General features: G+C 69.4%; 18 protein-coding genes. 12 read left to right on the forward strand and 6 right to left on the reverse strand.

Translation table 11 applies throughout. From position 1 onward, the window contains the following. Positions 1–130: 130 nt before the first annotated feature. From AB0924_RS33320 to AB0924_RS33350, 7 genes are all read left to right on the forward strand, one after another. Positions 131–1,231, forward strand: a complete 1,101-nt coding sequence (locus tag AB0924_RS33320) for a substrate-binding domain-containing protein (protein WP_358934650.1) — start codon at positions 131–133, stop codon at positions 1,229–1,231. A 191-nt stretch (positions 1,232–1,422) separates the two neighbouring features. Then, positions 1,423–2,214, forward strand: a complete 792-nt coding sequence (locus tag AB0924_RS33325; protein ID WP_199212467.1) for an ATP-binding cassette domain-containing protein — start codon at positions 1,423–1,425, stop codon at positions 2,212–2,214. Continuing rightward, positions 2,211–3,524 carry a sugar ABC transporter permease gene (locus tag AB0924_RS33330; RefSeq protein ID WP_358934471.1) on the forward strand — a complete coding sequence of 438 codons (1,314 nt, stop codon included), beginning with the start codon at positions 2,211–2,213 and terminating at the stop codon, positions 3,522–3,524. Before AB0924_RS33325 ends, AB0924_RS33330 begins: the two co-directional genes overlap by 4 nt. A gap of 125 nt (positions 3,525–3,649) precedes the next feature. Beyond that, positions 3,650–5,578 (forward strand): 1-deoxy-D-xylulose-5-phosphate synthase, encoded by a 1,929-nt coding sequence (gene dxs, locus AB0924_RS33335; protein WP_366913463.1) that lies wholly within the window; start codon positions 3,650–3,652, stop codon positions 5,576–5,578. 140 nt (positions 5,579–5,718) lie between these two features. Continuing rightward, on the forward strand, positions 5,719–7,242 hold the full coding sequence (locus tag AB0924_RS33340; protein WP_366913464.1) for an amino acid permease: 1,524 nt from the start codon (positions 5,719–5,721) through the stop codon (positions 7,240–7,242). A gap of 81 nt (positions 7,243–7,323) precedes the next feature. Next, positions 7,324–8,892 carry a glycosyltransferase family 39 protein gene (locus AB0924_RS33345; protein ID WP_366913476.1) on the forward strand — a complete coding sequence of 523 codons (1,569 nt, stop codon included), beginning with the start codon at positions 7,324–7,326 and terminating at the stop codon, positions 8,890–8,892. A 101-nt stretch (positions 8,893–8,993) separates the two neighbouring features. Next, entirely contained in the window at positions 8,994–9,293 is a 300-nt protein-coding gene (locus AB0924_RS33350) for a hypothetical protein (protein WP_366913465.1), read from the forward strand. Between the two features lie 204 nt (positions 9,294–9,497). Here AB0924_RS33350 and AB0924_RS33355 read toward each other — a convergent pair whose 3' ends face one another. Then, the gene (locus AB0924_RS33355) at positions 9,498–9,890 is read right to left on the reverse strand and encodes an NTP pyrophosphohydrolase (RefSeq protein ID WP_366913466.1); all 393 of its coding nucleotides are present in this window, start codon (positions 9,888–9,890) and stop codon (positions 9,498–9,500) included. 48 nt (positions 9,891–9,938) lie between these two features. Further along, on the reverse strand, positions 9,939–11,036 hold the full coding sequence (locus tag AB0924_RS33360; protein ID WP_366913467.1) for an LCP family protein: 1,098 nt from the start codon (positions 11,034–11,036) through the stop codon (positions 9,939–9,941). Between the two features lie 359 nt (positions 11,037–11,395). On the opposite strand from AB0924_RS33360, the gene AB0924_RS33365 reads away from it, so the two are divergent. From AB0924_RS33365 to AB0924_RS33385, 5 genes are all read left to right on the forward strand, one after another. Continuing rightward, entirely contained in the window at positions 11,396–12,424 is a 1,029-nt protein-coding gene (locus AB0924_RS33365; RefSeq protein ID WP_366913468.1) for a hypothetical protein, read from the forward strand. A 358-nt stretch (positions 12,425–12,782) separates the two neighbouring features. Next, a complete protein-coding gene (locus AB0924_RS33370) occupies positions 12,783–14,573 on the forward strand; it encodes a stealth conserved region 3 domain-containing protein (protein WP_366913477.1) in 1,791 nt (596 codons plus the stop codon). Between the two features lie 26 nt (positions 14,574–14,599). Next, positions 14,600–15,514 carry a hypothetical protein gene (locus AB0924_RS33375; RefSeq protein ID WP_366913469.1) on the forward strand — a complete coding sequence of 305 codons (915 nt, stop codon included), beginning with the start codon at positions 14,600–14,602 and terminating at the stop codon, positions 15,512–15,514. A 7-nt stretch (positions 15,515–15,521) separates the two neighbouring features. Beyond that, a complete protein-coding gene (locus tag AB0924_RS33380; RefSeq protein ID WP_366913470.1) occupies positions 15,522–18,383 on the forward strand; it encodes a stealth conserved region 3 domain-containing protein in 2,862 nt (953 codons plus the stop codon). Positions 18,384–18,400: 17 nt separating this feature from the next. After that, complete coding sequence (locus tag AB0924_RS33385; protein WP_366913471.1) at positions 18,401–19,792, forward strand: GDSL-type esterase/lipase family protein; 1,392 nt, start codon at positions 18,401–18,403, stop codon at positions 19,790–19,792. A gap of 20 nt (positions 19,793–19,812) precedes the next feature. On the opposite strand, the gene AB0924_RS33390 is transcribed toward AB0924_RS33385, so the two are convergent. The 4 genes from AB0924_RS33390 to AB0924_RS33405 form a co-directional block, all read right to left on the reverse strand. After that, positions 19,813–20,760, reverse strand: coding sequence for an endonuclease/exonuclease/phosphatase family protein (locus AB0924_RS33390; protein ID WP_366913472.1), 948 nt, complete (start codon positions 20,758–20,760; stop codon positions 19,813–19,815). Between the two features lie 208 nt (positions 20,761–20,968). Continuing rightward, on the reverse strand, positions 20,969–23,098 hold the full coding sequence (locus AB0924_RS33395) for a 3-hydroxyacyl-CoA dehydrogenase NAD-binding domain-containing protein (protein WP_366913473.1): 2,130 nt from the start codon (positions 23,096–23,098) through the stop codon (positions 20,969–20,971). Beyond that, entirely contained in the window at positions 23,095–24,315 is a 1,221-nt protein-coding gene (locus AB0924_RS33400) for an acetyl-CoA C-acyltransferase (protein ID WP_358934434.1), read from the reverse strand. The genes AB0924_RS33395 and AB0924_RS33400 overlap by 4 nt, the downstream gene beginning before the upstream one ends. A 329-nt stretch (positions 24,316–24,644) precedes the next feature. Continuing rightward, the gene (locus AB0924_RS33405) at positions 24,645–25,934 is read right to left on the reverse strand and encodes a ribonuclease D (protein WP_366913474.1); all 1,290 of its coding nucleotides are present in this window, start codon (positions 25,932–25,934) and stop codon (positions 24,645–24,647) included. Positions 25,935–26,062 lie beyond the last annotated feature (128 nt).

Genomic DNA, 26,062 nt, shown 5'->3' on the forward strand with positions numbered 1-26,062 from the left:
ACGGATGGCACCGTTGCCATCTCGTTAAGGATTTACTTCTTGACGTCGCACGTGTGGCCGAGTTGACTTCCAGCCACCTCGGCCGCAACGACGCGGCCTCGTCAGGGAGGTTTACAGAGTGAACACGCGTATGCGTCGTGCCGCCGTTGCCGTTGCCGCTGGTGCGATGGCCGTCTCGCTGGCCGCCTGTGGCAGTGCCAAGGAGTCCAAGGGAGACGACAGCTCTTCGGCGTCCGCCAAGAAGGGCGACAACATCAAGGTCGGTCTCCTGCTTCCGGAGAACAAGACCGCCCGCTACGAGAAGTTCGACAAGCCCCTGATCACGAAGAAGATCCAGGAGCTGACGAACAACAAGGCGGAGATCCAGTACAACAACGCCCGTCAGGACGCGAACCTGCAGGCCCAGCAGGTCGACACCATGATCACCAACAAGGTGGACGTGCTGATCCTGGACGCGGTGGACGCCAAGGCGATCCAGAACTCGGTCCAGAAGGCCAAGGACGCCGGCATCAAGGTCGTCGCGTACGACCGCCTCGCCGAGGGCCCGATCAGCGCCTACACCTCGTTCGACAACGAAGAGGTCGGCAAGACCCAGGGTGAGGCCCTGCTGAAGGCGCTGGGCAGCAAGGCCACCAAGTCGTCCAAGATCGTCATGGTCAACGGCTCGGTCACCGACCCGAACGCCGCCCAGTTCAAGAAGGGCGCGCACTCCGTCCTCGACGGCAAGGTCACCATCGCCAAGGAGTACGACACCAAGGAGTGGTCGCCGGACAACGCCAACTCCGAGATGGAGGCGGCGATCTCCGCGGTCGGCAAGGGCAAGATCGCGGGTGTCTACTCCGCCAACGACGGCATGGCCGGCGGTATCATCACCGCTCTGAAGGCCGCGGGCATCTCCGTCCCGGTCACCGGCCAGGACGCCGAGCTGGCCGGTGTGCAGCGCATCGTCTCCGGTGAGCAGTACATGAGCGTCTACAAGCCGTACGCCCCCGAGGCCGAGGCCGCCGCCGAGATGGCCGTCGCCCTCGCCAAGGGCGAGAGCCTGGACTCGGTCGCCAAGGACAAGGTCTCCTCCGGCTCCGCCAAGGACGTCCCCTCGGTGCTCGTCCCGGTCACCGCGCTGACCAAGGACAACATCAACGACACCGTCATCAAGGACGGCGTCTACACCGTCGCCGACATCTGCACGGGCAAGTACAAGTCCGCCTGCGACAAGCTCGGCCTGAAGTAAGCAGCACCAAATCCAGTCCCCCGTACCGGCGTTCGGTCCAGAACGCCGGTACCGGGCCGGACCGGGTGCTCCCAGGCTCCTCCGGTGCCCCGCGTATTCACGCAGCCCCGCAAGCTCGGCGCGGGGCGCCGGACGGAACTACCCCCCAAACTCTTCTGCACAACCTCCCGCCGGGTCAGGCGGCGAAGGAGATGGTTCACGTGTCCGCTACGCCCGTGCTGGCGTTGCGCGGGGTCTCCAAGCGGTTCGGTGCCGTTCAGGCGCTCACCGACGTAGAGCTTGAGGTCCACGCCGGTGAGGTTGTCGCCCTGGTGGGCGACAACGGCGCCGGAAAGTCCACGCTGGTCAAGACGATCGCCGGCGTGCACCCCATCGATGAGGGCGCCATCGAGTGGGCCGGCAAGCCCGTGTCGATCAGCCGGCCGCACGACGCCCAGGCCCTGGGCATCGCGACGGTCTACCAGGACCTCGCGCTGTGCGACAACATCGACGTCGTCGGCAACCTCTTCCTCGGCCGCGAGCTGAAGAAGTTCGGCGTCCTGGACGAGGTCGAGATGGAGCGCCGCGCCCGCGAGCTGCTCACCACGCTGTCGATCCGCATCCCCAGCGTCCGTATCCCGATCGCCTCGCTCTCCGGCGGTCAGCGCCAGACCGTGGCCATCGCCCGTTCGATGCTCGGTGACCCCAAGCTGGTCATCCTCGACGAGCCCACCGCCGCCCTCGGCGTCGAGCAGACCGCCCAGGTCCTCGACCTCGTGGAGCGTCTGCGCGAGCGCGGTCACGCCGTCATCCTCATCAGCCACAACATGGCGGACGTGAAGGCGGTGGCCGACAAGGTCGCCGTCCTGCGCCTCGGCCGCAACAACGGCGTCTTCGAGGTCAAGACGACCTCGCAGGAGGAGATCATCTCCGCCATCACCGGCGCCACCGACAACGCCGTGACCCGCCGTGCGGCGCGCACGAACGGGGAGGTTTCCAAGTGAGCGTCGACAAGACCTCCGCGAACGTCGACAAGACGCCCGAGCCCGGCAAGGACGCGCCCGTCGTGAACCCCGAGGCCGCCTCCGCCGCGGTCACCGCGGTCGACCCCCGGCTGCTGGTGCGCGAGCAGGGCCTGCTCGGCTACTGGACCGAGTTCAAGCGGAAGATGAAGGCCGGTGAGCTGGGTTCCCTCCCGGTGGTCCTGGGGCTCGCGATCATCTGCATCATCTTCCAGGTCCTGAACTCCGAGTTCCTCTCCGCGCAGAACATCAGCAACATCACGGTCACGATGGTCGGCACGGGCATGATCTCCGTCGGCATCGTCTTCGTGCTGCTGCTCGGTGAGATCGATCTGTCGGTCGGCTCGGTCAGCGGCGCGGCCAGCGCCCTCGCGGCCGTCCTCACGGTCAACCAGGGCTGGCCCGAGTGGGTGGCCGTCCTGGTCGCCATCGCCGCCGGTGCCGCCATCGGCTCGCTGCACGGCTTCTTCTTCGCGGTGCTCGGCGCCCCGGCCTTCGCCGTCACCCTGGCCGGTCTGCTGTTCTGGCTCGGCTTCATGCTGAAGGTGCTGGGCGAGGACGGCACGATCAACCTCGACAGCGACGGTCTGATCGGCAAGCTGACCACGTACACCTTCACCGACCTGGCCGCCGCCTACGGTCTGGCCGCCGTCGTGGTCGTGCTGTTCTTCGTCAGCTCCTTCCTCGGCAACCGGCGCCGCGAGGCCGCGGGCGTCCCGTCCCGGCCGCTCAGCGACACGGTCCTGCGCACCGTCCTGCTGGCCGTGGTCTCCTTCGCCGCGGCGTACATGTACAACCAGTACAAGGGCCTGCCGCTGGCCACGGTGATCTTCCTCGCCTTCCTGGTCGGCACGGACTTCCTGCTGCGCCGCACCTCCTACGGCCGCAAGATCTTCGCGCTCGGTGGCAGCGTCGAGGCCTCCCGGCGTGCGGGCATCAACGTCACCGCGGTGCGGATCTCCGTGTTCGCCATCTCCGGCGGGTTCGCCGCGATCGGCGGTCTGTTCCTGGCCTCCAAGATCGCCTCTGCCAACCAGAGCGCCGGCACCGGCGACCTGCTGATGAACGCGATCGCCGCGGCCGTCATCGGTGGCACCTCACTCTTCGGTGGCCGCGGCCGCACCTGGAACGCCCTGCTGGGTGTGCTGGTGATCGTGTCCATCCAGTACGGTCTCCAGCTGGAGTCCATCGCCGAGCCGGTGAAGTACATGATCACCGCGGCGGTGCTGCTGACCACCGTGGTCATCGACTCCGTCACGCGCAAGACGCAGAAGACCGCGGGCCGCGCGTAGCGTCCCGGGTCGAACCAGTGCCCGGCACCGGAAGGTGCCGGGCACTGTCGTGTCCCGCAAACCCGGAACATTAGACTCGACAAGCCCGGCAACAGCTCGATCAGCTCTACTGCAAGGAGGCACGGGTGCCGCTGCTGACCCGCATCAGGGGACCGCGCGATCTGGACCGGCTCAGCCTGGAGGAGCTGGACCAGCTGGCAGAGGAGATCCGGACCTTCCTGGTCGACGCCGTCTCCAAGACCGGCGGCCACCTCGGCCCCAACCTGGGCGTGGTCGAGCTCACCATCGCCCTGCACCGCGTCTTCCACTCCCCGAAGGACAAGGTCCTGTGGGACACCGGACACCAGTCCTACGTCCACAAGCTGCTCACCGGCCGGCAGGACTTCTCCCGGCTGAAGATGAAGGGCGGCCTGTCCGGCTACCCCGCGCAGGCCGAGTCCGAGCACGACGTCATCGAGAACAGCCACGCCTCCACGGTGCTCGGCTGGGCGGACGGCATCGCCAAGGGCAACCAGCTCAAGAAGCGGGACAGCCACGTCGTCGCCGTCATCGGTGACGGGGCGCTGACCGGCGGCATGGCCTGGGAGGCGCTGAACAACATCGCCGAGGCCAAGGACCGCCCGCTGGTCATCGTCGTCAACGACAACGAGCGCTCCTACGCGCCGACCATCGGCGGCCTCGCCAACCACCTGGCGACCCTGCGCACGACCGACGGCTACGAGCGCTTCCTCGCCCGGACGAAGGACATCCTCGACCGCACCCCGGTCGTCGGCAAGCCGCTGTACGAGACCCTGCACGGCGCCAAGAAGGGGCTGAAGGACTTCATCGCCCCGCAGGGCATGTTCGAGGACCTGGGCCTGAAGTACGTCGGCCCGATCGACGGGCACGACCTCGAGGCCCTGGAGTCGGCGCTGGCCCGGGCCAAGCGGTTCGGCGGCCCCGTCATCGTGCACTGCCTGACCGAGAAGGGCCGCGGCTACCAGCCCGCGCTGCAGGACGAGGCCGACCGCTTCCACGCCGTCGGCAAGATCCACCCCGACACCGGTCTGCCGATCGCCAGCTCCGGCGCCGACTGGACCTCCGTCTTCGGCGACGAGATGGTCAAGCTCGGCGAGGAGCGCGAGGACGTCGTCGCCATCACGGCGGCCATGCTCCAGCCGGTCGGCCTGGACCGGTTCGCCAAGCGCTTCCCCGACCGGGTCTACGACGTCGGCATCGCCGAGCAGCACGGAGCCGTGTCGGCGGCGGGCCTGGCCCACGCGGGTGTCCACCCGGTCTTCGCCGTCTACGCCACCTTCCTCAACCGCGCCTTCGACCAGGTCCTGATGGACGTGGCCCTGCACAAGTGCGGGGTGACGTTCGTCCTGGACCGGGCGGGTGTCACCGGCACCGACGGCGCCTCCCACAACGGCATGTGGGACATGTCGATCCTCCAGGTCGTGCCGGGCCTGCGGCTGGCCGCCCCGCGCGACGCCGACCAGGTCCGGGCGCAGCTCCGCGAGGCGGTCGCCGTCGAGGACGCGCCGACCGTGGTCCGCTTCTCCAAGGGCGCCGTCGGCCCCGCCGTACCGGCCGTGGGCCGGGTCGGCGGCATGGACGTGCTGCGCGAGCCCGGCACCGACCGCCCGGACGTGCTGCTGGTCTCCGCGGGCGCCCTCGCACCGATGTGCCTGGAGATCGCCGGCCTGCTCGAGCGGCAGGGCATCTCCACCACCGTGGTCGACCCGCGCTGGGTGAAGCCCGTCGACGAGGCCATGGCCCCGCTCGCCGAGCGGCACCGGGTCGTCGTCACCGTCGAGGACAACAGCCGCGTCGGCGGTGTCGGCTCCGTGATCGCCCAGGCCCTGCGCGACGCCGGCGTGGACGTGCCGCTGCGCGACTTCGGCATCCCGCCGCGCTTCCTCGACCACGCCTCCCGCGCCGAGGTCATGACCGAGATCGGGCTGACCGCGCCGGACATCGCCCGCCAGGTCACCGGTCTGGTCTCCAAGCTGGACGGCCGGTTCGACCGTACGGCGGTAGAGGTCGACTCCGTCGAGCCCGCGCGCGACTAGGACAAGGCGGCTCCAGGGCCGGTTCCGCCCCGTTCCCCGGTGGCGGAACCGGCCCTTCTGCGTGAACCTGCCTGTGCCGGGCATACGCACACCCGGCCCTCTCGATCATGTCGAGGACGACAAGCGTGGGAGGTAGGCACGTGAGCAGCGCGCTCTTCAGGACGAAGAACGTCGAACAGTCCATCCGGGACACCGAGGAACCCGAGCATTCACTCAAGAAGTCCCTCTCCGCCCTCGATCTGACCGTCTTCGGTGTGGGTGTCATCATCGGCACCGGCATCTTCGTCCTCACCGGACAGGTGGCCAAGAACAACGCCGGTCCCGCGGTGTCCCTGGCCTTCGTCGCGGCCGGCGTGGTCTGCGCGCTCGCCGCGCTCTGCTACGCCGAGTTCGCCTCCACGGTCCCCGTGGCGGGCTCCGCGTACACCTTTTCGTACGCCTCCCTCGGCGAACTGCCCGCCTGGATCATCGGCTGGGACCTCGTCCTCGAGTTCGCCCTCGGCACGGCGGTGGTGGCCGTCGGCTGGTCGGGCTACATCCGCTCGCTGCTCGACAACGCGGGCTGGCACCTGCCGGACTACCTGGCCGGCCGGGACGGGGCCTCCGGGTTCGGCTTCGACATCCTCGCCGCGGCTCTCGTCCTGGTGCTCACCTGCATCCTTGTGCTCGGCATGAAGCTGTCCGCCCGGATCACCTCGGTCGTGGTCGCCATCAAGGTCGCCGTCGTCCTCATCGTGATCATCGCCGGTGCCTTCTTCATCCGCGGCGAGAACTACAAGCCGTTCATCCCGCACCCGGAGCCGGTGCCGGCGGGCGGCAGTCTCAAGGCCCCGCTCATCCAGCTCATGTTCGGCTGGGCGCCCGCCAACTTCGGTGTGATGGGCATCTTCACCGCCGCCTCGGTGGTGTTCTTCGCGTTCATCGGCTTCGACATCGTCGCCACGGCCGCCGAGGAGACCCGCAACCCGCAGCGGGACATGCCGCGCGGCATCCTCGGCTCGCTGCTCATCTGCACCGTGCTCTACGTCGCCGTCTCCGTCGTCGTCACCGGCATGCAGAAGTACACCCGCCTGTCGGTCGAGGCCCCGCTGGCCGACGCCTTCAAGGCCATCGGGCATCCCTGGTACGCGGGCGTGATCAGCTTCGGCGCCGCCGTCGGCCTGACGACCGTCTGCATGATCCTGCTGCTCGGCCAGACCCGGGTGTTCTTCGCCATGAGCCGTGACGGCCTGCTGCCGCGCTTCTTCTCCCGCGTCCACCCGCGCTTCAAGACACCGCACCGGCCGACCATCCTGCTCGGCGTGATCATCGCGATCGTAGCCGGGTTCACCAGCCTGAGCGAGCTGGCCGAACTGGTGAACATCGGCACGCTGTTCGCGTTCGTCGTCGTCGCGATCAGCGTCATCATCCTGCGCAAGACCCGTCCGGACCTGCCCCGCGCGTTCCGCACCCCCTGGGTCCCGGTGGTCCCGATCGTGTCCGTGTGCGCCACCCTCTGGCTGATGCTCAACCTGCCCGCCGAGACCTGGCTGCGCTTCGCCATCTGGATGGTCATCGGCATCGCGGTCTACCTCCTCTACGGCCGCAAGCACAGCATGCTCGCCCTGCGCGAGGAGGCCCCGGCCGGCGAGGTGCCGGGGGCGCCGCCCGGAAAGAAGCAGTAGGCAGCCGACCGCTCCCTTCGCCCCCGTATGTTCCGCTTCGCCGGAACCGCGGGGCCGGATAACGTGCTGTGCGTGCTGCCCATGCTCGCCGCCCAGTCCACCTCCGCACGGCCCGCGATCACCCGGACGGCGTACTGGATACGGCTGCTCCCCGCCCTGGCGGGGCTGGCCTGCGTCACCCGGGTGCCGTCCTTCGTCCGCCCGCTGTGGAACCCCGACGAGGGGTATCTGGCCGTCCAGGCGGGCCTCCTCGCGCACGGCGGCCGGCTGTACGAGACGGTCGTGGACCGCAAGCCGCCGCTGGTGCCCTGGCTGTACGAGGCCGCCTTCGCGGTCTGCGGCTCCGGCTCGCTCACCCCGCTCCGGGTGCTGGCGGTCGCCGCGCAACTGCTCACCGCGGCCCTGCTGGCCTCCGTGGCCCGGCGCCGCTGGGGCGACACCGCCGGACGCACCGCCGGGGTGCTGTACCTGCTGGTGTCGGTCGGACTCAACCCGGAGGACGCGCAGGCCGCCACCTTCGAGGTGTTCATACTGCCCGGCACCGCGGCCGCCCTGTGGTGCGCGGACCGCGGCCGCTGGGGCGCGGCCGGGACCGCCGTCGCCTGCGCCTTCCTCACCAAGCAGACGGGCGGCGCGGTACTGCTGCCGGTCGCCTGGCTGCTGTACCGGCGGGGTGCGGTGCGGGCGGGGGAGGAGCGGGCGGGGCCGGAGCCGGGGGACGCCGTCCGGGTGGGCGGTGCGGTGCGCACGGGGGCCGTGCGGGCCGGGACCGTGCGGGCGGGGGCCGTGCGGCTCGCGGCCGGGTTCGCGCTGCCCGTCCTGTGCGCCGCGCTCGTCACCGACCCCGCCGGGTTCCTGTTCTGGACGGTCACCGGGTCGGCCACCTACGCCTCCTTCACCGGCTCCGAACTGCACGTCCTCGGCCGCGGGCTGGCCAACACCGCGATCCTGGCCGTGGCCTGCGCGGGCCTGATCCCGCCGGTCGTGCGGGTGTTGCGCGCCACCGGCGCCACCCGTGCGCGGGGGGCCGTGAGAACCATGGGGGCCGACCTGTGGCTCTGGCTGGCCTCCTCGGCCGGCGCGGTCGTCCTCGGCTTCCACTTCTTCGGGCACTACTACCTGCAGCTCCTCCCGCCCGCCGCCCTGCTGGCCACCGCAGCGCTCCGGCTCCTGCCCCGCGCACGCCCGGCGTCCGCCGTCCTCACCTCGGCCTGCTGCTGCGTCCTGTTCCTCGCCTGGGGTCTGCTCGCCCCGCGCCCCGAACTCGCCCACGCCCAGCGCCTCGCCGCCGCCCTCGCCCACCGCACGGCTCCCGCCGACCGGGTCCTGGTGTGGGGCATGCACCCCGAGACGTACTGGCTGGCGGACCGCACCCCGGCCAGCCGCTTCCTCACCGCGGGCCTGCTCACCAACTACAGCGGCGGCCGCGACGGCCCCCGGGTCGGTGAGAAGTACGCGGTCCCGGGCGCCTGGCCCGTCTTCCGCGCGGAGCTGGCCGCGCGGGCGCCGGCCCTGGTGGTCGACGACTCGAGGGGCAAGCCGTACCGCCCCGAGCGCATCCCCAGCCTGCGCCGGCTGCTGAACGGGCGGTACGAGGAGGTGGGCCGGGTCGACGGAGCGGTGCTCTACGCCCGGATCTCGGGCCGGTGAAGGGAGTTGACCCGAGCCGGGCGGAGTTCCCCTGCTATGCTCGGGACGACCATTTGAACATGTTCAAATAGCGTTCGAACCATGCGAACCAGGGGGATCACATGTCTGCGCCGACCACGCCGGACCCGACCGACACACCCGCCGTCGCCCTCGGCCCCACCGCGCTCGTCCTCGGGGTCATCGCCGCCCCCGGCCTCTGGCCCGGCCTCATGTTCGTCGTGACGCCGTGGTCGTGGCTGGCCGGCGCCCTCGCCGTCACCTTCGGCCTGGCGGGCATCCACTACGCCCGCCGGGGCACCGGCCGCATGTGGCCCGCCGTGACCGGAACGGTCCTCGGCTTCCTCGGCCTGGCGAGCTTCTTCGTCCTGGTGACGGCAGTCTCGGGCTGGCAGAGTTCATGAGCCGAGTCTGCCGCCCCAACCCGGCGCCGCGCGCAGGCCGGGAGCGGCCCGGGCCTCGGCCGGGGTGCCGTGGAGTGGGCGGGGCTGTGCCCGGGTGACTCGGGGGAGCACCGGTGGACGGTCCGAGTGGGACGTGGGTCCCCGGCCCCGGCCCGCGCGCAGCGACGCCGCATCGTGTCCGGCTACGCCTCGACGGCTCGGCGCTCAGCCGAGCACCGCGCGCGGGCCCGCCACCTCCGCGCCCAGCTCGGTCACCCGGCGCCGCAGCTCACGGTCGGCCGTGACCACCAGGCGGCTCCGGCCCGGGTGCTCCGCGACCAGCTCCACGATCCGGTCGTCACCGCTGCCGGACGCCGACTCCACCCGCACCCCCGGCACGGACTCCACCCCGCGAGCGGCGCCCTCGACCACGAGCACGATCTCCACGGGGCCGTCATGCCCCGGCAGCCCCTCGGCGGCCAGCCGGTCCCGCAGCCGCACGGCGGCGCCCCGGCGGTCCCGCCACCACCCGTCCGGCCGCGACCCGACGACGTTCGCGCCGTCGACGATCAGCAGCAGGGGGTCGTCGGAGGCGGGGGAGCCGAGAGGGTCCGTCATGGTCCAAGGGTCTCACGGTGACGACGAACCGTGAGATACGACGCGACGTCAGGAGGAACTGCCGCCCGTGGCAGGGGACTTCTTCGCGGACTCCGGGATCGTGCTGTCGCTGCGAAGCGCCTTCCAGAGCTGCGAAGCCTGCGGCTCGGCGGCCACCACGCGGTTGGGGTCGACCTTGTCGTACTGCACCGGCAGCATGATCGTCTCCATGGTGGAGGGGTCGACACCGTTCATGCTGCGGCCGAACTCCGCCAGCTTGGTCAGCGAGGCGAGGTCGGAGTCGGTGGTGAGGGCGGCCGTGAGCTTGTCCGCGATCTTGTAGGTCTTCGTGGGGCTGCCCAGCAGGTCCTGCTTCTTGATCTCGCTCAGCAGGGCCAGCATGAACTTCTGCTGGAGCCCGATGCGCCCGAGGTCGCTGCCGTCGCCGATGCCGTGCCGGGTGCGCACGAACTGAAGGGACTGGGTGCCGTTCAGTTTGTGGGTGCCGGCGGTGAGGTCGAGACCGCTGGACTTGTCGTGGATGTCCTGGTCGACGGTGACGGTGACTCCGCCTATCGCGTCCACGAGCCCCTTGAAGCCGGCGAAGTCGATCTCGACGTAGTGGTCCATGCGGACCCCGGAGATCTGCTCGACGGTCTTGACCACACAGGCGGGGCCGACCTGGGAGTAGATGGAGTTGAACATCACGCGCTTCGCGGACGAGACCGTGGAGCCGTCCTGCTTGGTGCACTCGGGCCGGGTCACCAGGGTGTCGCGGGGGATGCTGACGGCAACGGCCTTGGTGCGGCCCTCGGGTATGTGCATCACCAGCGCGGTGTCGGAGCGGGCCCCCGAGACGTTCCCGGTGCCCAGCGAGGCGTTGGCACCGGCGCGCGAATCGGAGCCCAGGATCAGGATGTTCTGCCCGGAGGTGGGCAGCTTCTCGGGCCGGTCGTCACCGATCGCCTTGTCGATGTCGACGCCCTTGATGTTGCCGTCGAGGTCGCTGTAGAGCCAGTAGGCTGTGCCGGCGGCGGCCACGACGAGCACGGCCAGGCCAATGAGGATCTTCCGGCCTATGCGGCGCCCCCCGGCGCGCTCACGCTTCCTGCCACGGCGGGACGGCGTTTCGGAGTCGGTGTGCTGGGGCGTCGAGACATGGCTCATCCTGCCTGAGTCCTCGTGTGTCGTGCCTCTACGGGCGGGTCGGACGGGGGACTCGGGTGGGGGGTGAACCGGTCCACACGCTGTTTGGCTGACCCAGCACTATAGACACGCATACGGATGCTTGTGTGCTTCCGGCGACCAGATAGTGAAGGCCGACGAAACAATTAGCATGCGTTCATGACATGGTTGAACTCGGGTGGGGTGGGATTCGTGGCAGCAGCCGCTGTCCGCGGGGGCGACCGCGGACGGGTCAGCGCCGTGAGGCGTCCGATGGCGAAGGACGTGCTCTGATGGCGAGGTCGCGGACTGCGCAGTCCGGTCCTCCGTCCGGCCTCCGCGCGGCGCTCACCGCTCATGCAGTGCTCGACGGCCGCTGGCTCGTGCGCGGGAGCGACGGGCGCCTCACCGCGTACGCGCTTACCTCGGGTGGTCTGCTGCGCTGGACGGAGACACGTGCTGGTGGTCCGGAGTGGACCGGGCCGGTCTTCATCCCGGCCCCAGAAGTCGAGGACATATCCCTCGCTCAGGGTGCGAACGGTTACGTTCACTTCTTCGGTCGCCGCCTCAAAGGCAAAGGGCCGGCGGCCTTCCCTGAGGTCGTCCATGCGATCCAGTACCAGTCGGGCCGTCCCCTCACCGAGTGGACGGGAGTCGGCAATCCGCACGGTAAGGGGGAGCGTGCGGCGCACATGGGTGCCCCGGTCGCCGCGGTGAGCGCCTCCGGCACGGTGCACGTCTTCGTGCGCAACGCCGGGGGTGGTGTCTGTGTCCGGCGTGAGGGCGCGAAAGGGACCTGGCTGCCGTGGGGTGACATGCGCGGCGGTGGCGGCCAGGACGGTCTGGCGGTCGGGGTGCTCCAATCCGGAAGGATCGAGGCACTGGTCACCGGCGCCAACTGCGCCATGCACTGGTCCCAGGCACACAACGACGGGGACATGGAGCGACGGCCGAACCTCCGCGTCACGCCGGCGCCCGGAAGCGCCACGGTGGTGGAAACGGGGCCCGACCGTGTCACGTTCTACTGGACCGACCTGGCCACCGGCGCGGTGCAGGCCTATCGCCCCGGAGGCTGGGTGATCCCCCTCGGGGCGAGCCCGGCCGCGGGGCGCCACGCCGTGGTGCGCACCATGATCGACGGTTACGACTGCACCGTGCTGGCACACCGGGCAGTGGACGGCAGCGTCGTCCTGGCGGCGTGCGGCACGGAAAACGAGCAAGCCGGCGTGTGGTGGTCGTTGACCGGAGAGTCGAGTGCCCACCAACCCGCCCTCGCTTGTGACGCGCGGGGCCGCCTGGTGATGGCCGTGATCGGCGCCGCGGGTGAGCTGCGCATCGCTCGGCAGGGGCAGGAGCCCGGCCTGGTGCTGGAGCATGCCGTTTCCGTGTGAACCCCGCACCCGAAGATATATGGCCTATGAAGCGGATCACATAAGTGATCTCATTGTCCGGAATGGTGGGAATTCGTCAGCCAGTTCGGCCTCTGCCGGATGCAAATCGTGTGGACAGGTTTACTCGACCATGTGAATATTCTGTGGCAGGTTTTGTTCCTTGTTGACCGTCGCCGGCCAAGTGCGGAGGGCCGGTGTGCTTCAGCAAGGGCGCGGCCATCCGCTGTGCCGACAGCCATCAGCTGTCTCGGCAGAGACCCCCCATCTCGGCGGCCGTGGGCGACAAAGCAGCGCATGCCGGAGCACCGGCGCTCCGTCGCTGTTGATGGTCTCTCTTCTGGGATGGTGTGGGATTTCGGTGGTGAGCGGTAACAACCCTGAGGCCAGTGCGCTCGTTTCCACGTACAGGTCGCTGGTGCCCGTCGGAGCTCGCCGGCGCATCGTGCGCCGCGTACCGCGACCTCTTCGCAACGCGCTCATGCACCTGCTGGCCGGGGTCGACTCGCTCCGCTCGGCGGTCATGACACGCGCCCTCGGCGGCAGCCGGTCACCGGCCCGGCATGGGCCCGGCGCATTCCTGCGGGTAGTCCGCCACCAGGGCAAGCACGTAAGGGCCACCGTGGTGCACGGGGTCACCGAATGGGCCGCCCGCTGCCGCAACCTGCACATCGTCGTTGCCGTGCTGGAAGAGGCGGAGATCGACTACTTCTGCATCAGAGGGACGGCCCAGAACATACCGTGTATCGCCGTGCCCGCGGACCAGCGTGCGGACGTCGAAGAGGTCCTGCAGATCGCCTTCGGGCGCAATCCCGGTTACGTCTCCGACGGCCAGGGCGAACAGTGGGACGGGGCATCGGCCAAGACGTGGCGCAGGATGCGGTCCAGGCAGGCGCTTCGGCTCACCTGGAACGTCTGCGACCCCACAGGGGCACTGATCTTCGGGCAGGGCTCCGGTTGTGATCTCGAATTCTGGTCGCGTCAGGGCGACAACCTGCTCGCGCCGCGGCCCAACAGCGTGATGACCGAGGCACCGGTGAACAGTCGGCGCCGACAGGTCGAACAGAAGTTGTTCAGTCCGGTGCCGACGCTTTATCACACCGGGTACGCGCAGTCGCTGGCGGAGTTCACGGTCCCGCTGCCCAGTGATCACCTGTTTCCGGTGGACGTTGTCTACACCTGGGTGGACGACTCCGATCCGGTGTGGAAAGCGAGCAAGGACGTCGCCCGTGGCGCGCTGACGGGCGACGCCCTGCACGAACAGGCGGCCAACGACGCGCGGTACACGAGCCGTGACGAGTTGCGTTACTCACTGCGCTCGATCCATCAGTACGCGCCCTGGGTGAACAATATTTTCCTTGTCACCGCCGGACAGGTGCCGAGCTGGCTCGACACCGAGTACCCGGGGCTGCGGGTCGTGGACCACCGTGAGATCTTCTCCGATCCGATGGCGCTGCCCACGTTCAACTCGCATGCCATCGAGAGTCAGCTCCACCACATCCAGGACCTGTCCGAGCACTTCCTCTACCTGAACGACGACGTGTTCTTCGGTCGTCCCTCCACTCCTGGTCACTTCTTCCACCCCAATGGCCTGACCAAGTTCTTCATGTCAAAGGCTCTGGTGCCGACCGGTCAGGTCAGCCCCACCGACCTGCCCGTGAACGCGGCGGGCAAGAACAGCCGCGGACTCATAGCGCAGCAGTTCGGCACGTTCATCGCCCAGAAGATGAAGCACACCCCGCACGCCCTCAGGCGCTCGGTCCTGCAGGAGATCGAGGAGACCTACGCCAGCGATCACCAGCGCACGCAGCATTCACGCTTCCGCTCTCCCGACGACGTGCCAATAGCGTCGTCGCTGCACCACTATCACGCCTACCACACGGCGCGGGCCACCGTGTCGGACCTCAGATACGTGTACATCGACATCGGCGACCGCGCGGCCCAGCAGCGGCTCAACCGGCTGCTGGCGCGGCGTGACTTCGACACCTTCTGCATCAACGACACCATCGTGCCGGAGGACCCCGAGGCTCAGGAACGCATGGTGCGCGACTTCCTGGCGTCATACTTCCCGGTTCCGAGCCCCTATGAGCGTCCCGGAACCGAACAGGGAGCCGTGCACCGGCCCACAGAGTTGGAGACGGCATCCGCATGATCCCTCGACGCAGACACCTGGGGCGCATGCGGCGGAGTGCCAACGCCCGGCTCGTGGCGGTGCGCACCCGGCTGATGACCCGGTTCTTCCTCCCCCGGCGCGCCGGCAACGCAGCACGCCTGAACTACGCGGCTGTCCTCGACGGGCAGACGGTAAACCTCCACGCGGAACTGCCCGGCTCGCTCCAGGGCGTCGACCAGGCCGAGATCATCCTCAGCAGACGGCACCAGAGGTTCCGTAGCCCCGCCCGGGTGTACACGGCGCGGGACGGACGCCTGCTCATGGACGCCGCGGTGCTCCTGGGCGCCGCCGTCGGCGGCGCGTCGGTCACGCCCGGACGCTGGACATTGAGACTCCGCGTCAGTTCGGGACGCAGAAGCAGGACACTGCCGCTGCTCCTGGTGGAACAGACCACTCCGCTAAACGGCAGTACGGGCCCGATGAAGTACTCGCCCCTGACGGCCGACCGCTACCGTCTCGGGCGCACGCTGAGGGGTGACGCCCGCGTCGTCTGCAGCAAGGCCAAACCGGCGGCCGAGGTAGTCAACGTGTACATCGAGCACGCGCGTATCGAGGTGGACCTGCGCGTGTTGGGCACCGGCACCGACGAGCCCTGGGCCGAGCTGGTCGCTGCCGGCCGCAGTGTGCGGTGCCCGCTGGTCGAGGCCGAACCCGGCGTGTGGCGCCTCGAGGTGCCGCTGGCCGAAATGGTCCCGTTTACGAAGCGGCCCGAACACTGGAACGTCGTGGTCCACACGGAGGGTCATGCTCCGCTGCGCCTCGCGCGGCGTCTGCACGACGTGCAGACGCCGGAACGGGTCTTCGCCATGCGGAAGATCCTGGTGTCCCCGGTGCGCGGCACGCTCATGACGATCCAGCCCCGGTACACGCCCGCCGGGAACTTCCGGTTCACCTGCGGTGATGAGTCCGGGGGCGAGTGAGGAACAGATGAAGGTCGCTTTCCTGCTGACGCAGGCGGATGTCATGGGCGATGCCGAGCGCGCGCTGTTCGGACACGCGGCAGAGCTCACGGCCCGGCACGAGGTCCAGGTCCTCAGTGTCTTCAAGGCACGCCGACGCCGGTTCGTCGCGCCCGACCCGCGAATCGCCGTCAGCTTTCTCATTGAGACGACGCAGTCGAGGGCGGTGCGTCGTCCCGGTCCGGACGCGGCCGCCAGTGAGGCCCTGATCGCACTGCCGAGCGAGGTGGTCGAGCGGCGCTGGGACGATCGCTTCCATCGCCTCGCCGACATCGAAGTGGAGTGCGCGCTTCAAGGCCTCGATGCCGACGTCCTGATCGTCACCTCGCCGGCCCTCCTCGCGTATGCTGCACGCTTCGCGCCCGCGCACGTCATGACGGTGTATTACGGGATGACCGCGCCGGAAGTGGGCGGTCCCCGCGTCGAGCCGCTGCTGCAGAACATCACACGGTGCGATGCCGTCGCCTTGCCCCGCGCGCGTTCCCGCGAGTGGTTCAGCGAGACCTTCGGCCGGGGAACGCCACCTCTGGTCGACGTGCCACCGATACTGCCCGAGGGTTTCAGACCCCGTTCGACGCTGGAGACGCGCATGGTGCTCCTGGTGGCGCGTCTCGAGAAGGAGTCCGGCGTCGCCGAGGCGCTGGCCGCTTGGTCCAGAGTCCTGGAGTATTACCCGAGCTGGTCCCTGCGCGTCATAGGGGACGGCCCGCTGGGCCGGAGCCTGGTGGGCAAGCGTGACCAGATGGCGTTGCAGGGCAGCGTCCAGTTCATCGGAGAGGCGCCCGCGGTCATCGCGGAGGAGTGGGCGAAGGCGAGCATCGCCCTGAGCGCCGCGGAGGAGGACGCCGTCGGGCTCTCCTTGATGGAGGCCCAGGCCGCAGGCGTGCCCGTGGTTGCCTACGACAGCCCCAACGCGGCCCGTGAGGTGGTGTCCGAGAGTCACACCGGACTGCTGGCCACGCAGGGCGACACCGAGGCGCTGGCCTCCGCGCTGCTCCACATGATCGAGAACAACGAGATGCGGTGGTCGATGGGACACGCCGCGGTCGAACAGGCGCAGCGGTTCCGCCAGCCGGCGCCCTGGGACGACCTTTTCGCCGCTCTCGAGGACGACCGGAGGTCGGGACGACGCGCTGAGCAGAAGGCCCGGCGGGTGGCCGCCCATTCGCTAGCATCCGGAGTCTTCGGCCAGGCCACCGCCGCGGCCGCCGTCCCGCAGAGCACGAAGCACACGCGGGAGTTGACGAGCACCGAGGAGCGCCTGCTGAAACAGGACGCCTTCCTGGTGCGCGCCGGAGGTCAGGTGTGCCGCGTCATCCGGGCGGAGACACCCTTCGACATCGTCAACGCCAACCTGCGGATCGTCGCCGGTGCGCTCGAGGCCGCCCGCATCCCGTACTTCGTCAGCCGGACGAACAAGGTGCGCCACACCGTCGCCGTGCACTCGAGTCTGCGGGAGTCGGCGCTCAAGAGCCTGGCGGAGAGCTGCCAGGACCGGGCGGTGTACATGGCCGTGCTCAACAACTCGGACAACGCCGTCGTCACGACACTCGCCGGCTTCGCGACCGATCACCTGCAGACCTCCTGCCCGGGTGTCCGCGTGTACCAGAGCGCGGTCACCCCGTCGCGCACCCTGCGGCTAGGCGCCGCCTACGGCTGCACCCTGGCCTTCTGGGACGACGACCCGGACGACGAGGAGTGCATCGTCTCCAGCTACCGCACACTCATTGGCAGCCGCATACCCAGGGCGGCGCTGCGCCGGGCGCAGATGGTGCTGGGCGGGCGGCAGTACCCGACCATCCAGGCGTTCAACCAGACTCTGCACCACGACATCGACTTCCCCATCGACGCCGTCTACACCTGGGTCGACGGGGCCGACGTCTCCTGGCTCGAACGCAAGAACGCGGTCCTCGCAGCAAAGGGAATCGAGACGGAGGACGCGGCGACGAGCGCCGCCCGCTTCCGCAATCGCGATGAGCTGCGCTACTCATTCAGATCGCTGGACATGTACGCCCCCTGGATCCGCAACATCTACGTGGTGACGGACCGACAGGTGCCGCAGTGGCTGGACGTCTCCCACCCCCGGGTCCGCGTGGTGGATCACACGGAGATATTCGGCCGGGAAGGCGCACTGCCCACGTACAACTCGCACGCGATCGAGAGCCGACTGCATCACATCGACGGCCTGGCGGAGCACTTCCTCTACTTCAATGACGACGTCTTCGCCGCCCGCGCCATCCTGCCGAGCCTCTTCTTCCTCGGCAACGGCCAGTCCAAGCACTTCATGTCGTCCAACGCCATCCCGATGAGCCCCATTTCCAGCCTGGACGAATTCAGCCGAATGGCGGCCAAGAACAACCGCGGGCTGGTGTCCGCGATGTTCGGGCGGACGCTGGTGAATTCCTTCATCCACGCACCGCACCCCCTGCGGCGCAGCGTCATGTACGACCTGGAGAAGCACTTCCCGGATGCCATGCGCGCCACTGCGCACAACCAGCTCAGGGACAGTACCGATGTGTCGGTCGCCTCGTCGCTGCACCACTACTTCGGCTACTACACGGGCCGCAGCATCCCGGGCGGCATCTCCAGCGGTTTTGTCAACGTGGGGCTGAGCGAGCAGGTGAAGAAGCTGAACCACCTTCTAGCGGCTCGCTCCAACGATGTCTTCTGTCTCAACGACTTCCATGACGGGGACATCTCGGAGGATGAACAGGACGCCACGCTCGCGGCGTTCCTGCCCAGTTACTTCCCGATCGCCAGCCAATTCGAAGCCGGCTCGCCGCGTAACCAGTTGTTCCACGCGGGGCAACTGCCCGGCTGGCCCTTGTAAGGGGGCACCAGGAGACCATGAACAAGTTCTGCATCATCGGCAATTCCGTGGCGACGTCGAGAACCCCGGCCGAGGGCCCCCTGGCCGGCTGGGGTCAGTACCTCGTGGACTTCCTCAACGGTCACTACGAGTTGAAGAACTACGCCCGTGACGCCATGACGGCCCGTTCCTACTACACGGAGCGGTTCATCACCCTGCTGAACATGATCGGCCCCGGAGACGTGGTGGTGATCGACTTCGGAGCGGTGGAGCAGCGCATCAACGTGCCGCTCAGGTATCACAGCCCCCGGGAATTCACCGAGTTCCTCAGGCTTTACGTCGAGGCGATCAGGGCCGAGGGGGCCACCCCGGTTCTGGTGACACCCACCGCGCGCTGCACCTTCGACATCCACGGCAACGTGGTCGACTCGCACGACGGATATCCCGAACTGGTGCGGGAGTGCGCGGCTGCCATGGGGACCCCGCTGGTCGATCTCAACCACTTCACGACGCGGATGCTGCAGGAACTGGGTCCCACCAGAGCCCGTGGCTTCTACCGGTGGACGGACGCCGGTGAGCACCCCAACCACCCGGACGGGATCATCGACTCGACGCACTTCAACGAGGCGGGCGCCCTCGAAGTGGCGCGGATCTTCGCCTCGGCGCTAAACCAGCTGCCGGGTCTGCCTCCCGGTCTGGTGGCCACCGACGCGCTGCAGCGGCAGGGCGTCTACCCGTCCGTGCAGGCCGAGTTCACCGTCTCGAACCCCGAGTCGGCTCTCTACGGCGGCAATCCGGTCGCCGGTCCGCCGACCATCAAGTCCCCCTCCGCGTCGAGGGCCGTCAGCCCGCTGCACAAGTTCTCCGGCGAGGCCCCGGCGGGGACGTCGTACGTGCTGTTCTTCGACGAGAACGGCTACGTGGGCGGTACCTCCGTCAACAGCGAGGGGCGCTGGCTGTGGCGGCGCACGGTGAACTGGCCGGGGGGCGAGCACGTACTGCGGGCCGTCGGCCTCGTTGACTCCGGTGTGACGGCGGCGGCCACCGTGCCTTTCTTCGTGCGAGACCAGGTGGAACCGCCGGTGGTGCTCGGCCCCCGCGAGAGTGCCTGGAGCGGACCGAGGCCCCGCTTCTCCGGCACGGCCGCGCCTGACGTTTCCAAGGTCATGGTGCTGGAGGGCGGGCGCCTGATCGCCGAGGCGCCGGTGCGTGACGACGGCACCTGGAGTGTGCGTCATCCGCACGACTGGAGACCGGGGCGGTATCTGGTGGAGTTCGTCTCGGTGTTCAGTGCGCTGCACTCCCGGCCGACCCAGCTGAACATGAGAATCCACGGTGTCCCGGAGGGCAACTGGATCAGGACGTCCGTTGCTTCGCGCGAAGCGTGCAACGAGAAGTGCGAGCACCTCCCCTTCTCCGGGGCGTGGTGAGTGATCGCACGGCTGCGGCCTCAATGCACGGTCATGCGCACGGTGCCGAACAGGGCGCGGTGATCGGAGCAGTACGCGAGCCCCGAGCAAGTGCGGGGGATCGACAGTGCGACAGCACCGTACGCGCCGGCCAGCCGGGACTCGCGTACGAAGATCTCGTCCACTTTCGGGTCGCGCCCGCAGGGTTTCGCGACGGCTCGGGTGCCGACGGCCGTACCCTGACCGTAGCCTGGACAGTGTGCGTCGTCCGAATCGTCCAGTTCGCGGTGCGCACCCGTGTTTCCGTGGTTGGCGGCTGTCGTCAGTGACGGGGCGTACAGCTGGTTGACCCGGCCGTAGTCGGGTTGTGCGTTGAAGTCCCCGGCCACCAGGTAAGCCTGGCCTTCCGCGTCGAAGGCGTCCAAAGCCTGGCGGACGAAGCGGATCTGCCGGTAATTGACAGGCATTCCCTCCCACAGGGTGCTGCGCGTTGTGATGTGCACCGTGCAGAACCTCATCCGAGGTGTGGCGCGTAGCGCGGCGCACAGCATCTTCCGTTGCTCCGCGGAGCCGTCGGGCGGCAGTTCGTACTGCCGTGACGATCCGAGAGGGAGCTTGCTGAACACGGCGATCCCGTAGGGGCCGGTACCCCCACACAGCGCGGGGGAGGATGCCCGGGTGCCCGCGAAGCGGGAGAAATCGCCGGAATCCTGCGGCCAGGACGCGCGAGCCAGGCTGTTCCGCAGCGCGCGGTACTGGCTGTAGCAGACCTCATTGAGCGAGACGAAGTCGGCGCCGCGGCGGCGGATGGACAGTGACGCCGCCTCTATCAGCCCGTCGCTGACCGATCCGTGGTGCAGGGCGCTGCCGGCTATGTTCCAGTGCCAGACGTGATAGGTCCGGGGCGTGTCCCGGTCGCCACGGCTCGGCCAGTGGGCGTAGGCAACGAAGGATCCGATCACGGCGAGGACGGCCGCGACCGCCGTCACCGCCCGGAGACCCGTCATCCGGCACCGCATGTTCCACTCAACGCTCTTGGTGTCCTGCCCGTCCGGGCCCGTAGGCCGTCCTGGTAGTCGGCGCGAAGGATCGAACGGCTGTACGTGGACTGTATCCTTCGAGGCCGCTTCCGACGAAACGGCAGGGCTCCCGGCACCGTCGGGTGCCGGGAGCCCTGCCGCGAAGAGTCCGCCCGGGTTACGCCGGAACGCTCGCCACCCCCTGAGCCAGGAACCGCTTCCCGTTCACCCGCTCGGAGACACCCTCGCGGTCCAGGTACGGCGTGATGCCGCCCAGGTGGAAGGGCCAGCCGGCGCCCGTGATCAGGCAGAGGTCGATGTCCTGGGCCTCGGCGACGACGCCCTCGTCGAGCATCAGGCCGATCTCCTGGGCCACCGCGTCCAGGACGCGGTCGCGGACCTGCTCCTCGGTCAGGACGGTGTCGCCCTGCTTCAGCAGCGCGGCGACCTCCGGGTCCAGCTCCGGCTTGCCGCTGTCGTAGACGTAGAAGCCGCGCTTGCCCGCCTTGACGACGGCCGCGAGGTTCGGGGAGACCGTGAAGCGGTCCGGGAAGGCCCGGTTGAGGGTCTCCGAGACGTGCAGGCCGATCGCCGGGCCGACCAGTTCGAGCAGGACCAGCGGGGACATCGGCAGGCCCAGGGGCTCCACCGCCTTCTCCGCGACCTCGACCGGGGTGCCCTCGTCGATGACGTTCTGGATCTCGCCCATGAAGCGGGTGAGGATGCGGTTCACGACGAACGCCGGGGCGTCCTTCACCAGAACCGCCGTCTTCTTCAGCTTCTTGGCCACCGCGAAGGCGGTCGCCAGCGAGGCGTCGTCCGTCTTCTCGCCGCGGACGATCTCCAGCAGCGGGAGGATCGCGACCGGGTTGAAGAAGTGGAAGCCGACGACCCGCTCGGGGTGCTTCAGCTTCGACGCCATCTCCGACACCGACAGCGAGGACGTGTTGGTGGCGAGGATCGCGTGCGCCGGGGCGACCGTCTCGACCTCCGCGAACACCTGCTGCTTGACGCCGATCTCCTCGAAGACGGCTTCGATGATGAAGTCGGCGTCCGAGAAGCCCTCGGCCTTGTCCAGGACACCCGTCACCAGCGCCTTGAGGCGGTTGGCCTTGTCCTGGTTGATCCGGCCCTTGCCGAGCAGCTTGTCGATCTCGGCGTGGACGTAGCCCACACCCTTGTCGACGCGCTCCTGGTCGATGTCGGTCAGGACGACCGGCACCTCGAGGCGGCGCAGGAAGAGCAGCGCGAGCTGAGAGGCCATCAGGCCGGCGCCGACGACACCGACCTTGGTGACCGGGCGGGCCAGGTTCTTGTCCGGGGCGCCGGCGGGACGCTTGCCGCGCTTCTGGACGAGGTTGAACGCGTAGATGCCGGAGCGCAGTTCGCCACCCATGATCAGGTCGGCGAGGGCCTGGTCCTCGGCGTCGAAGCCCTGCTGCAGGTCGCCGTTCTTGGCGGCCGCGATGATCTCCAGGGCCCGGTAGGCGGCCGGGGCCGCGCCGTGCACCTTGCCGTCGGCGATGAACCGGCCGCGCGCGACGGCCTGGTCCCAGGCCTCGCCGCGGTCGATCGCCGGGCGCTCGACCTCGATGTCGCCCTTGAGGACCTGGGCGGTCCACAGCAGCGACTGCTCCAGGAAGTCGGCACCCTCGAAGAGGGCGTCGGCGATGCCCAGTTCGAAGACCTGCTTGCCCTTGAGCTGCTTGTTCTGGTTGAGGCTGTTCTCGATGATGACCGAGACGGCCTTGTCGGCGCCGATCAGGTTCGGCAGCAGCGCGCAGCCGCCCCAGCCCGGAACCAGGCCGAGGAAGACCTCGGGCAGGGAGAACGCGGGGATGGCCTTCGACACCGTGCGGTAGGTGCAGTGCAGGCCGACCTCGACGCCGCCGCCCATCGCCGCGCCGTTGTAGTAGGCGAAGGTGGGCACGGCCAGCTCGGCGAGGCGCTTGAAGACCTCGTGGCCACCCTTGCCGATGGCCAGCGCGTGGTCGTGCTGCTTGAGCAGCTCCACGCCCTTGAGGTCGGCGCCGACCGCGAAGATGAACGGTTTGCCGGTCACGCCGGCGCCGACGATCTCGCCGTCCGCGGCCTCCTTCTCCACCTGGTCGATCGCGGTGTTGAGGTTCGCGAGCGACTGCGGGCCGAAGGTGGTCGGCTTGGTGTGGTCCAGGCCGTTGTCCAGGGTGATGAGCGCGAAGCGCCCGGCCCCGAACGGCAGGTCGAAGTGGCGTACGTGCGCCTGCGTGACGACCTCGTCCGGGAACAGCTCGGCCGCGCCCTTCAGGAGTTCAGCGGTGGTGCTCACTTGTCGCCTCCGTCGAAGTGCGGGTTCTCCCAGATGACCGTCGCGCCCATGCCGAAGCCGACGCACATGGTGGTGAGGCCGTAGCGGACCTCGGGCTGCTCCTCGAACTGGCGGGCCAGCTGCGTCATCAGGCGGACGCCGGAGGAGGCGAGCGGGTGACCGTAGGCGATCGCGCCGCCGTACTGGTTGACGCGCTCGTCGTCGTCCGCGATGCCGTAGTGGTCGAGGAGGGCCAGCACCTGGACGGCGAAGGCCTCGTTGATCTCGAACAGACCGATGTCGGAGATGGACAGACCCGCCTTGGCGAGGGCCTTCTCCGTGGCCGGGATCGGGCCGTAGCCCATCACCTCCGGCTCGACACCCGCGAAGGCGTAGGAGACCAGGCGCATCCTGACCGGCAGGCCGTTCTCGCGGGCGAAGTCCTCGCTCGCGATGATCGACGCGGTGGCGCCGTCGTTCAGGCCGGCCGCGTTGCCGGCGGTGACCCGGCCGTGCACGCGGAACGGGGTCTTCAGGCCCTGGAGGTTCTCCAGCGTGGTGCCCGGGCGCATCGGCTCGTCGGCCGTGACCAGGCCCCAGCCCGTCTCGCCGCCCTCGGGGCTGGTGCGGCGCACCGAGATCGGTACCAGGTCCTGCTGGATCTTGCCGTTGGCGTACGCCTTGGCGGCCTTCTCCTGCGAGCGCACGGCGTACTCGTCGGCGCGCAGCTTGGTGATCTGCGGGTAGCGGTCGTGCAGGTTCTCGGCGGTCATGCCCATGAACAGCGCCGACTCGTCGACCAGCTTCTCGGAGACGAAGCGCGGGTTCGGGTCCACGCCCTCGCCCATCGGGTGGCGGCCCATGTGCTCCACGCCACCGGCGATGACGGCGTCGTAGGCGCCGAACGCGATCGAACCGGCGGTGGTGGTCACGGCGGTCAGGGCGCCGGCGCACATGCGGTCGATCGAGTAGCCGGGGACGGACTGCGGCAGGCCCGCGAGGATGCCGGCCGTGCGGCCGAGGGTCAGACCCTGGTCACCGATCTGGGTGGTCGCCGCGATGGCGACCTCGTCGATCTTCTTCGGGTCCAGACCCGGGTTGCGGCGCAGCAGCTCCCGGATCGCCTTGACGACGAGGTCGTCGGCCCGGGTCTCGTGGTAGATGCCCTTCGGGCCCGCCTTGCCGAACGGGGTGCGGACGCCGTCGACGAAGACGACGTCCCTGACGGTACGAGGCACGATGGCTCTCCTCCAGGGTGCGGGATGCTGAGCGCTTGCTTACGGGCCATGCTACTTGTGAGTAACGTGACTGCCCAGTCCTCCCCCCGGCCGGAGCGGCGAACGTCACACCGACGGGGCCGTGGAGCCTCCCGGAGCAGGTGCCGGCCTGCCGGGGCGCGCGCCCCGAGTCCGCTCCCGGGGCCGACACGGACAGAGCCCGCGCTCCCATGCGGAACGCGGGCCTGAGGACACGGAGCGGGGCGCGTGGAAGCCGCCCCCGGAACGGTGAAGCGGGGCGCGTGGACGCGCCCAGGATCTTGGCGTGATTTCGACGTCCGGGTTCCGCTTCAGGCGCCCGCGCCCGACAGCGCCGCGACCAGCACGGGCGTCACCTGCTCGACCTGCCAGGGCCGCGCCCCGTATCCGGCCAGCGCGTCCGCCACCGTCCCGGCGTCCACAGCGGCCGGCGGCTCCCAGCACACCCGCCGCACGGTGTCGGGGGAGACCAAGTTCTCCTGGGGCATGTTGAGCTGCTCGGCCAGCGCCGACACCCCCGCCCGCGCGGCCGACAGCCGGGCCGCCGCGGCGGGATCCTTGTCGGCCCACGCCCGCGGCGGCGGCGGTCCGGTGACCGGCTGCCCCGGCTGGGGCAACTGCGCCTCGGGCAGCGCCTTCGCCCGGTCGACCGCCGCCAGCCACTGCTCGAGCTGCCGGCGTCCCACCCGGTGCCCGAACCCGTTCAGCGCGGCCAGCGCGTGCACGTTGACCGGGAGCGAGAGGGCGGCCTCCACGATGGCCGCGTCCGACAGCACCTTGCCCGGTGACACGTCCCGCCGCTGCGCGATCCGGTCCCGGGTCTCCCACAGCTCCCGTACGACGGCCAGCTGCCGGCGCCGCCGCACCTTGTGCATCCCGGACGTACGGCGCCAGGGGTCCTTGCGGGGCTCGGCGGGCGGCGCCGCCGCGATCGCTCCGAACTCCTGGAGCGCCCAGTCGAGCTTGCCCTGCCGGTCCAGCTCCTTCTCCAGGGCGTCCCGCAGGTCCACGAGGAGTTCGACGTCCAGGGCCGCATAGCGCAGCCAGGGGTCGGGCAGCGGCCGGGTCGACCAGTCGACGGCGGAATGGCCCTTCTCCAGGACGAAACCGAGCACACCCTCGACCATGGCGCCGAGACCGACCCGGGGGAACCCGGCGAGCCGGCCGGCCAGCTCGGTGTCGAACAGCCGGGTCGGGACCATGCCTATCTCCCGCAGGCAGGGCAGGTCCTGGGTGGCGGCGTGCAGCACCCACTCGACGCCGGTCAGCGCCTCGCCGAGACTGGAGAGATCGGGACAGGCGACGGGGTCGATGAGCGCGCTGCCCGCCCCCTCGCGGCGGAGCTGCACCAGGTAGGCGCGCTGGCCGTAGCGGTAGCCGGAGGCGCGCTCGGCGTCGACGGCGACGGGGCCGGAGCCGGCGGCGAAGGCGGCGATCACCTCGGCGAGCGCGGCCTCGTCGGTGATCACGGGCGGAATGCCCTCGCGGGGTTCGAGCAGCGGAGTCGGCGCCCCCAGCACAGAGGCCCCGGCATCGTCCGGGGGGGTGCCCCCGGTGGTGCGCACGGAACTGTCTGCTGCGGTCTCTTGGGCGTCGGTCACCTGTCAAGGGTATCCGTGTGTGGACGGCGCCCGTCGACGTTGAGGATCTTGCCGCGGATCGGGAGGATCGCCTGGTACTGGGGGTTCCGGCCCGACTTGGCCGAGCCGCCGGCGGAGTCACCCTCGAC

This window comes from Streptomyces sp. NPDC047869, assembly GCF_040704065.1.
GTDB lineage: Bacteria > Actinomycetota > Actinomycetes > Streptomycetales > Streptomycetaceae > Streptomyces.

Bases quoted from the DNA above. Each gene is read 5' to 3' on its own strand.
- AB0924_RS33320 (WP_358934650.1), top strand. From the start codon at position 131: ATGCGTCGTGCCGCCGTTGCCGTTGCCGCTGGTGCGATGGCCGTCTCG.
- AB0924_RS33325 (WP_199212467.1), top strand. From the start codon at position 1,423: ATGGTTCACGTGTCCGCTACGCCCGTGCTGGCGTTGCGCGGGGTCTCC.
- AB0924_RS33345 (WP_366913476.1), top strand. From the start codon at position 7,324: ATGCTCGCCGCCCAGTCCACCTCCGCACGGCCCGCGATCACCCGGACG.
- AB0924_RS33350 (WP_366913465.1), top strand. From the start codon at position 8,994: ATGTCTGCGCCGACCACGCCGGACCCGACCGACACACCCGCCGTCGCC.
- AB0924_RS33355 (WP_366913466.1), bottom strand. From the start codon at position 9,890: ATGACGGACCCTCTCGGCTCCCCCGCCTCCGACGACCCCCTGCTGCTG.
- AB0924_RS33360 (WP_366913467.1), bottom strand. From the start codon at position 11,036: ATGAGCCATGTCTCGACGCCCCAGCACACCGACTCCGAAACGCCGTCC.
- AB0924_RS33375 (WP_366913469.1), top strand. From the start codon at position 14,600: ATGCGGCGGAGTGCCAACGCCCGGCTCGTGGCGGTGCGCACCCGGCTG.
- AB0924_RS33380 (WP_366913470.1), top strand. From the start codon at position 15,522: ATGAAGGTCGCTTTCCTGCTGACGCAGGCGGATGTCATGGGCGATGCC.
- AB0924_RS33385 (WP_366913471.1), top strand. From the start codon at position 18,401: ATGAACAAGTTCTGCATCATCGGCAATTCCGTGGCGACGTCGAGAACC.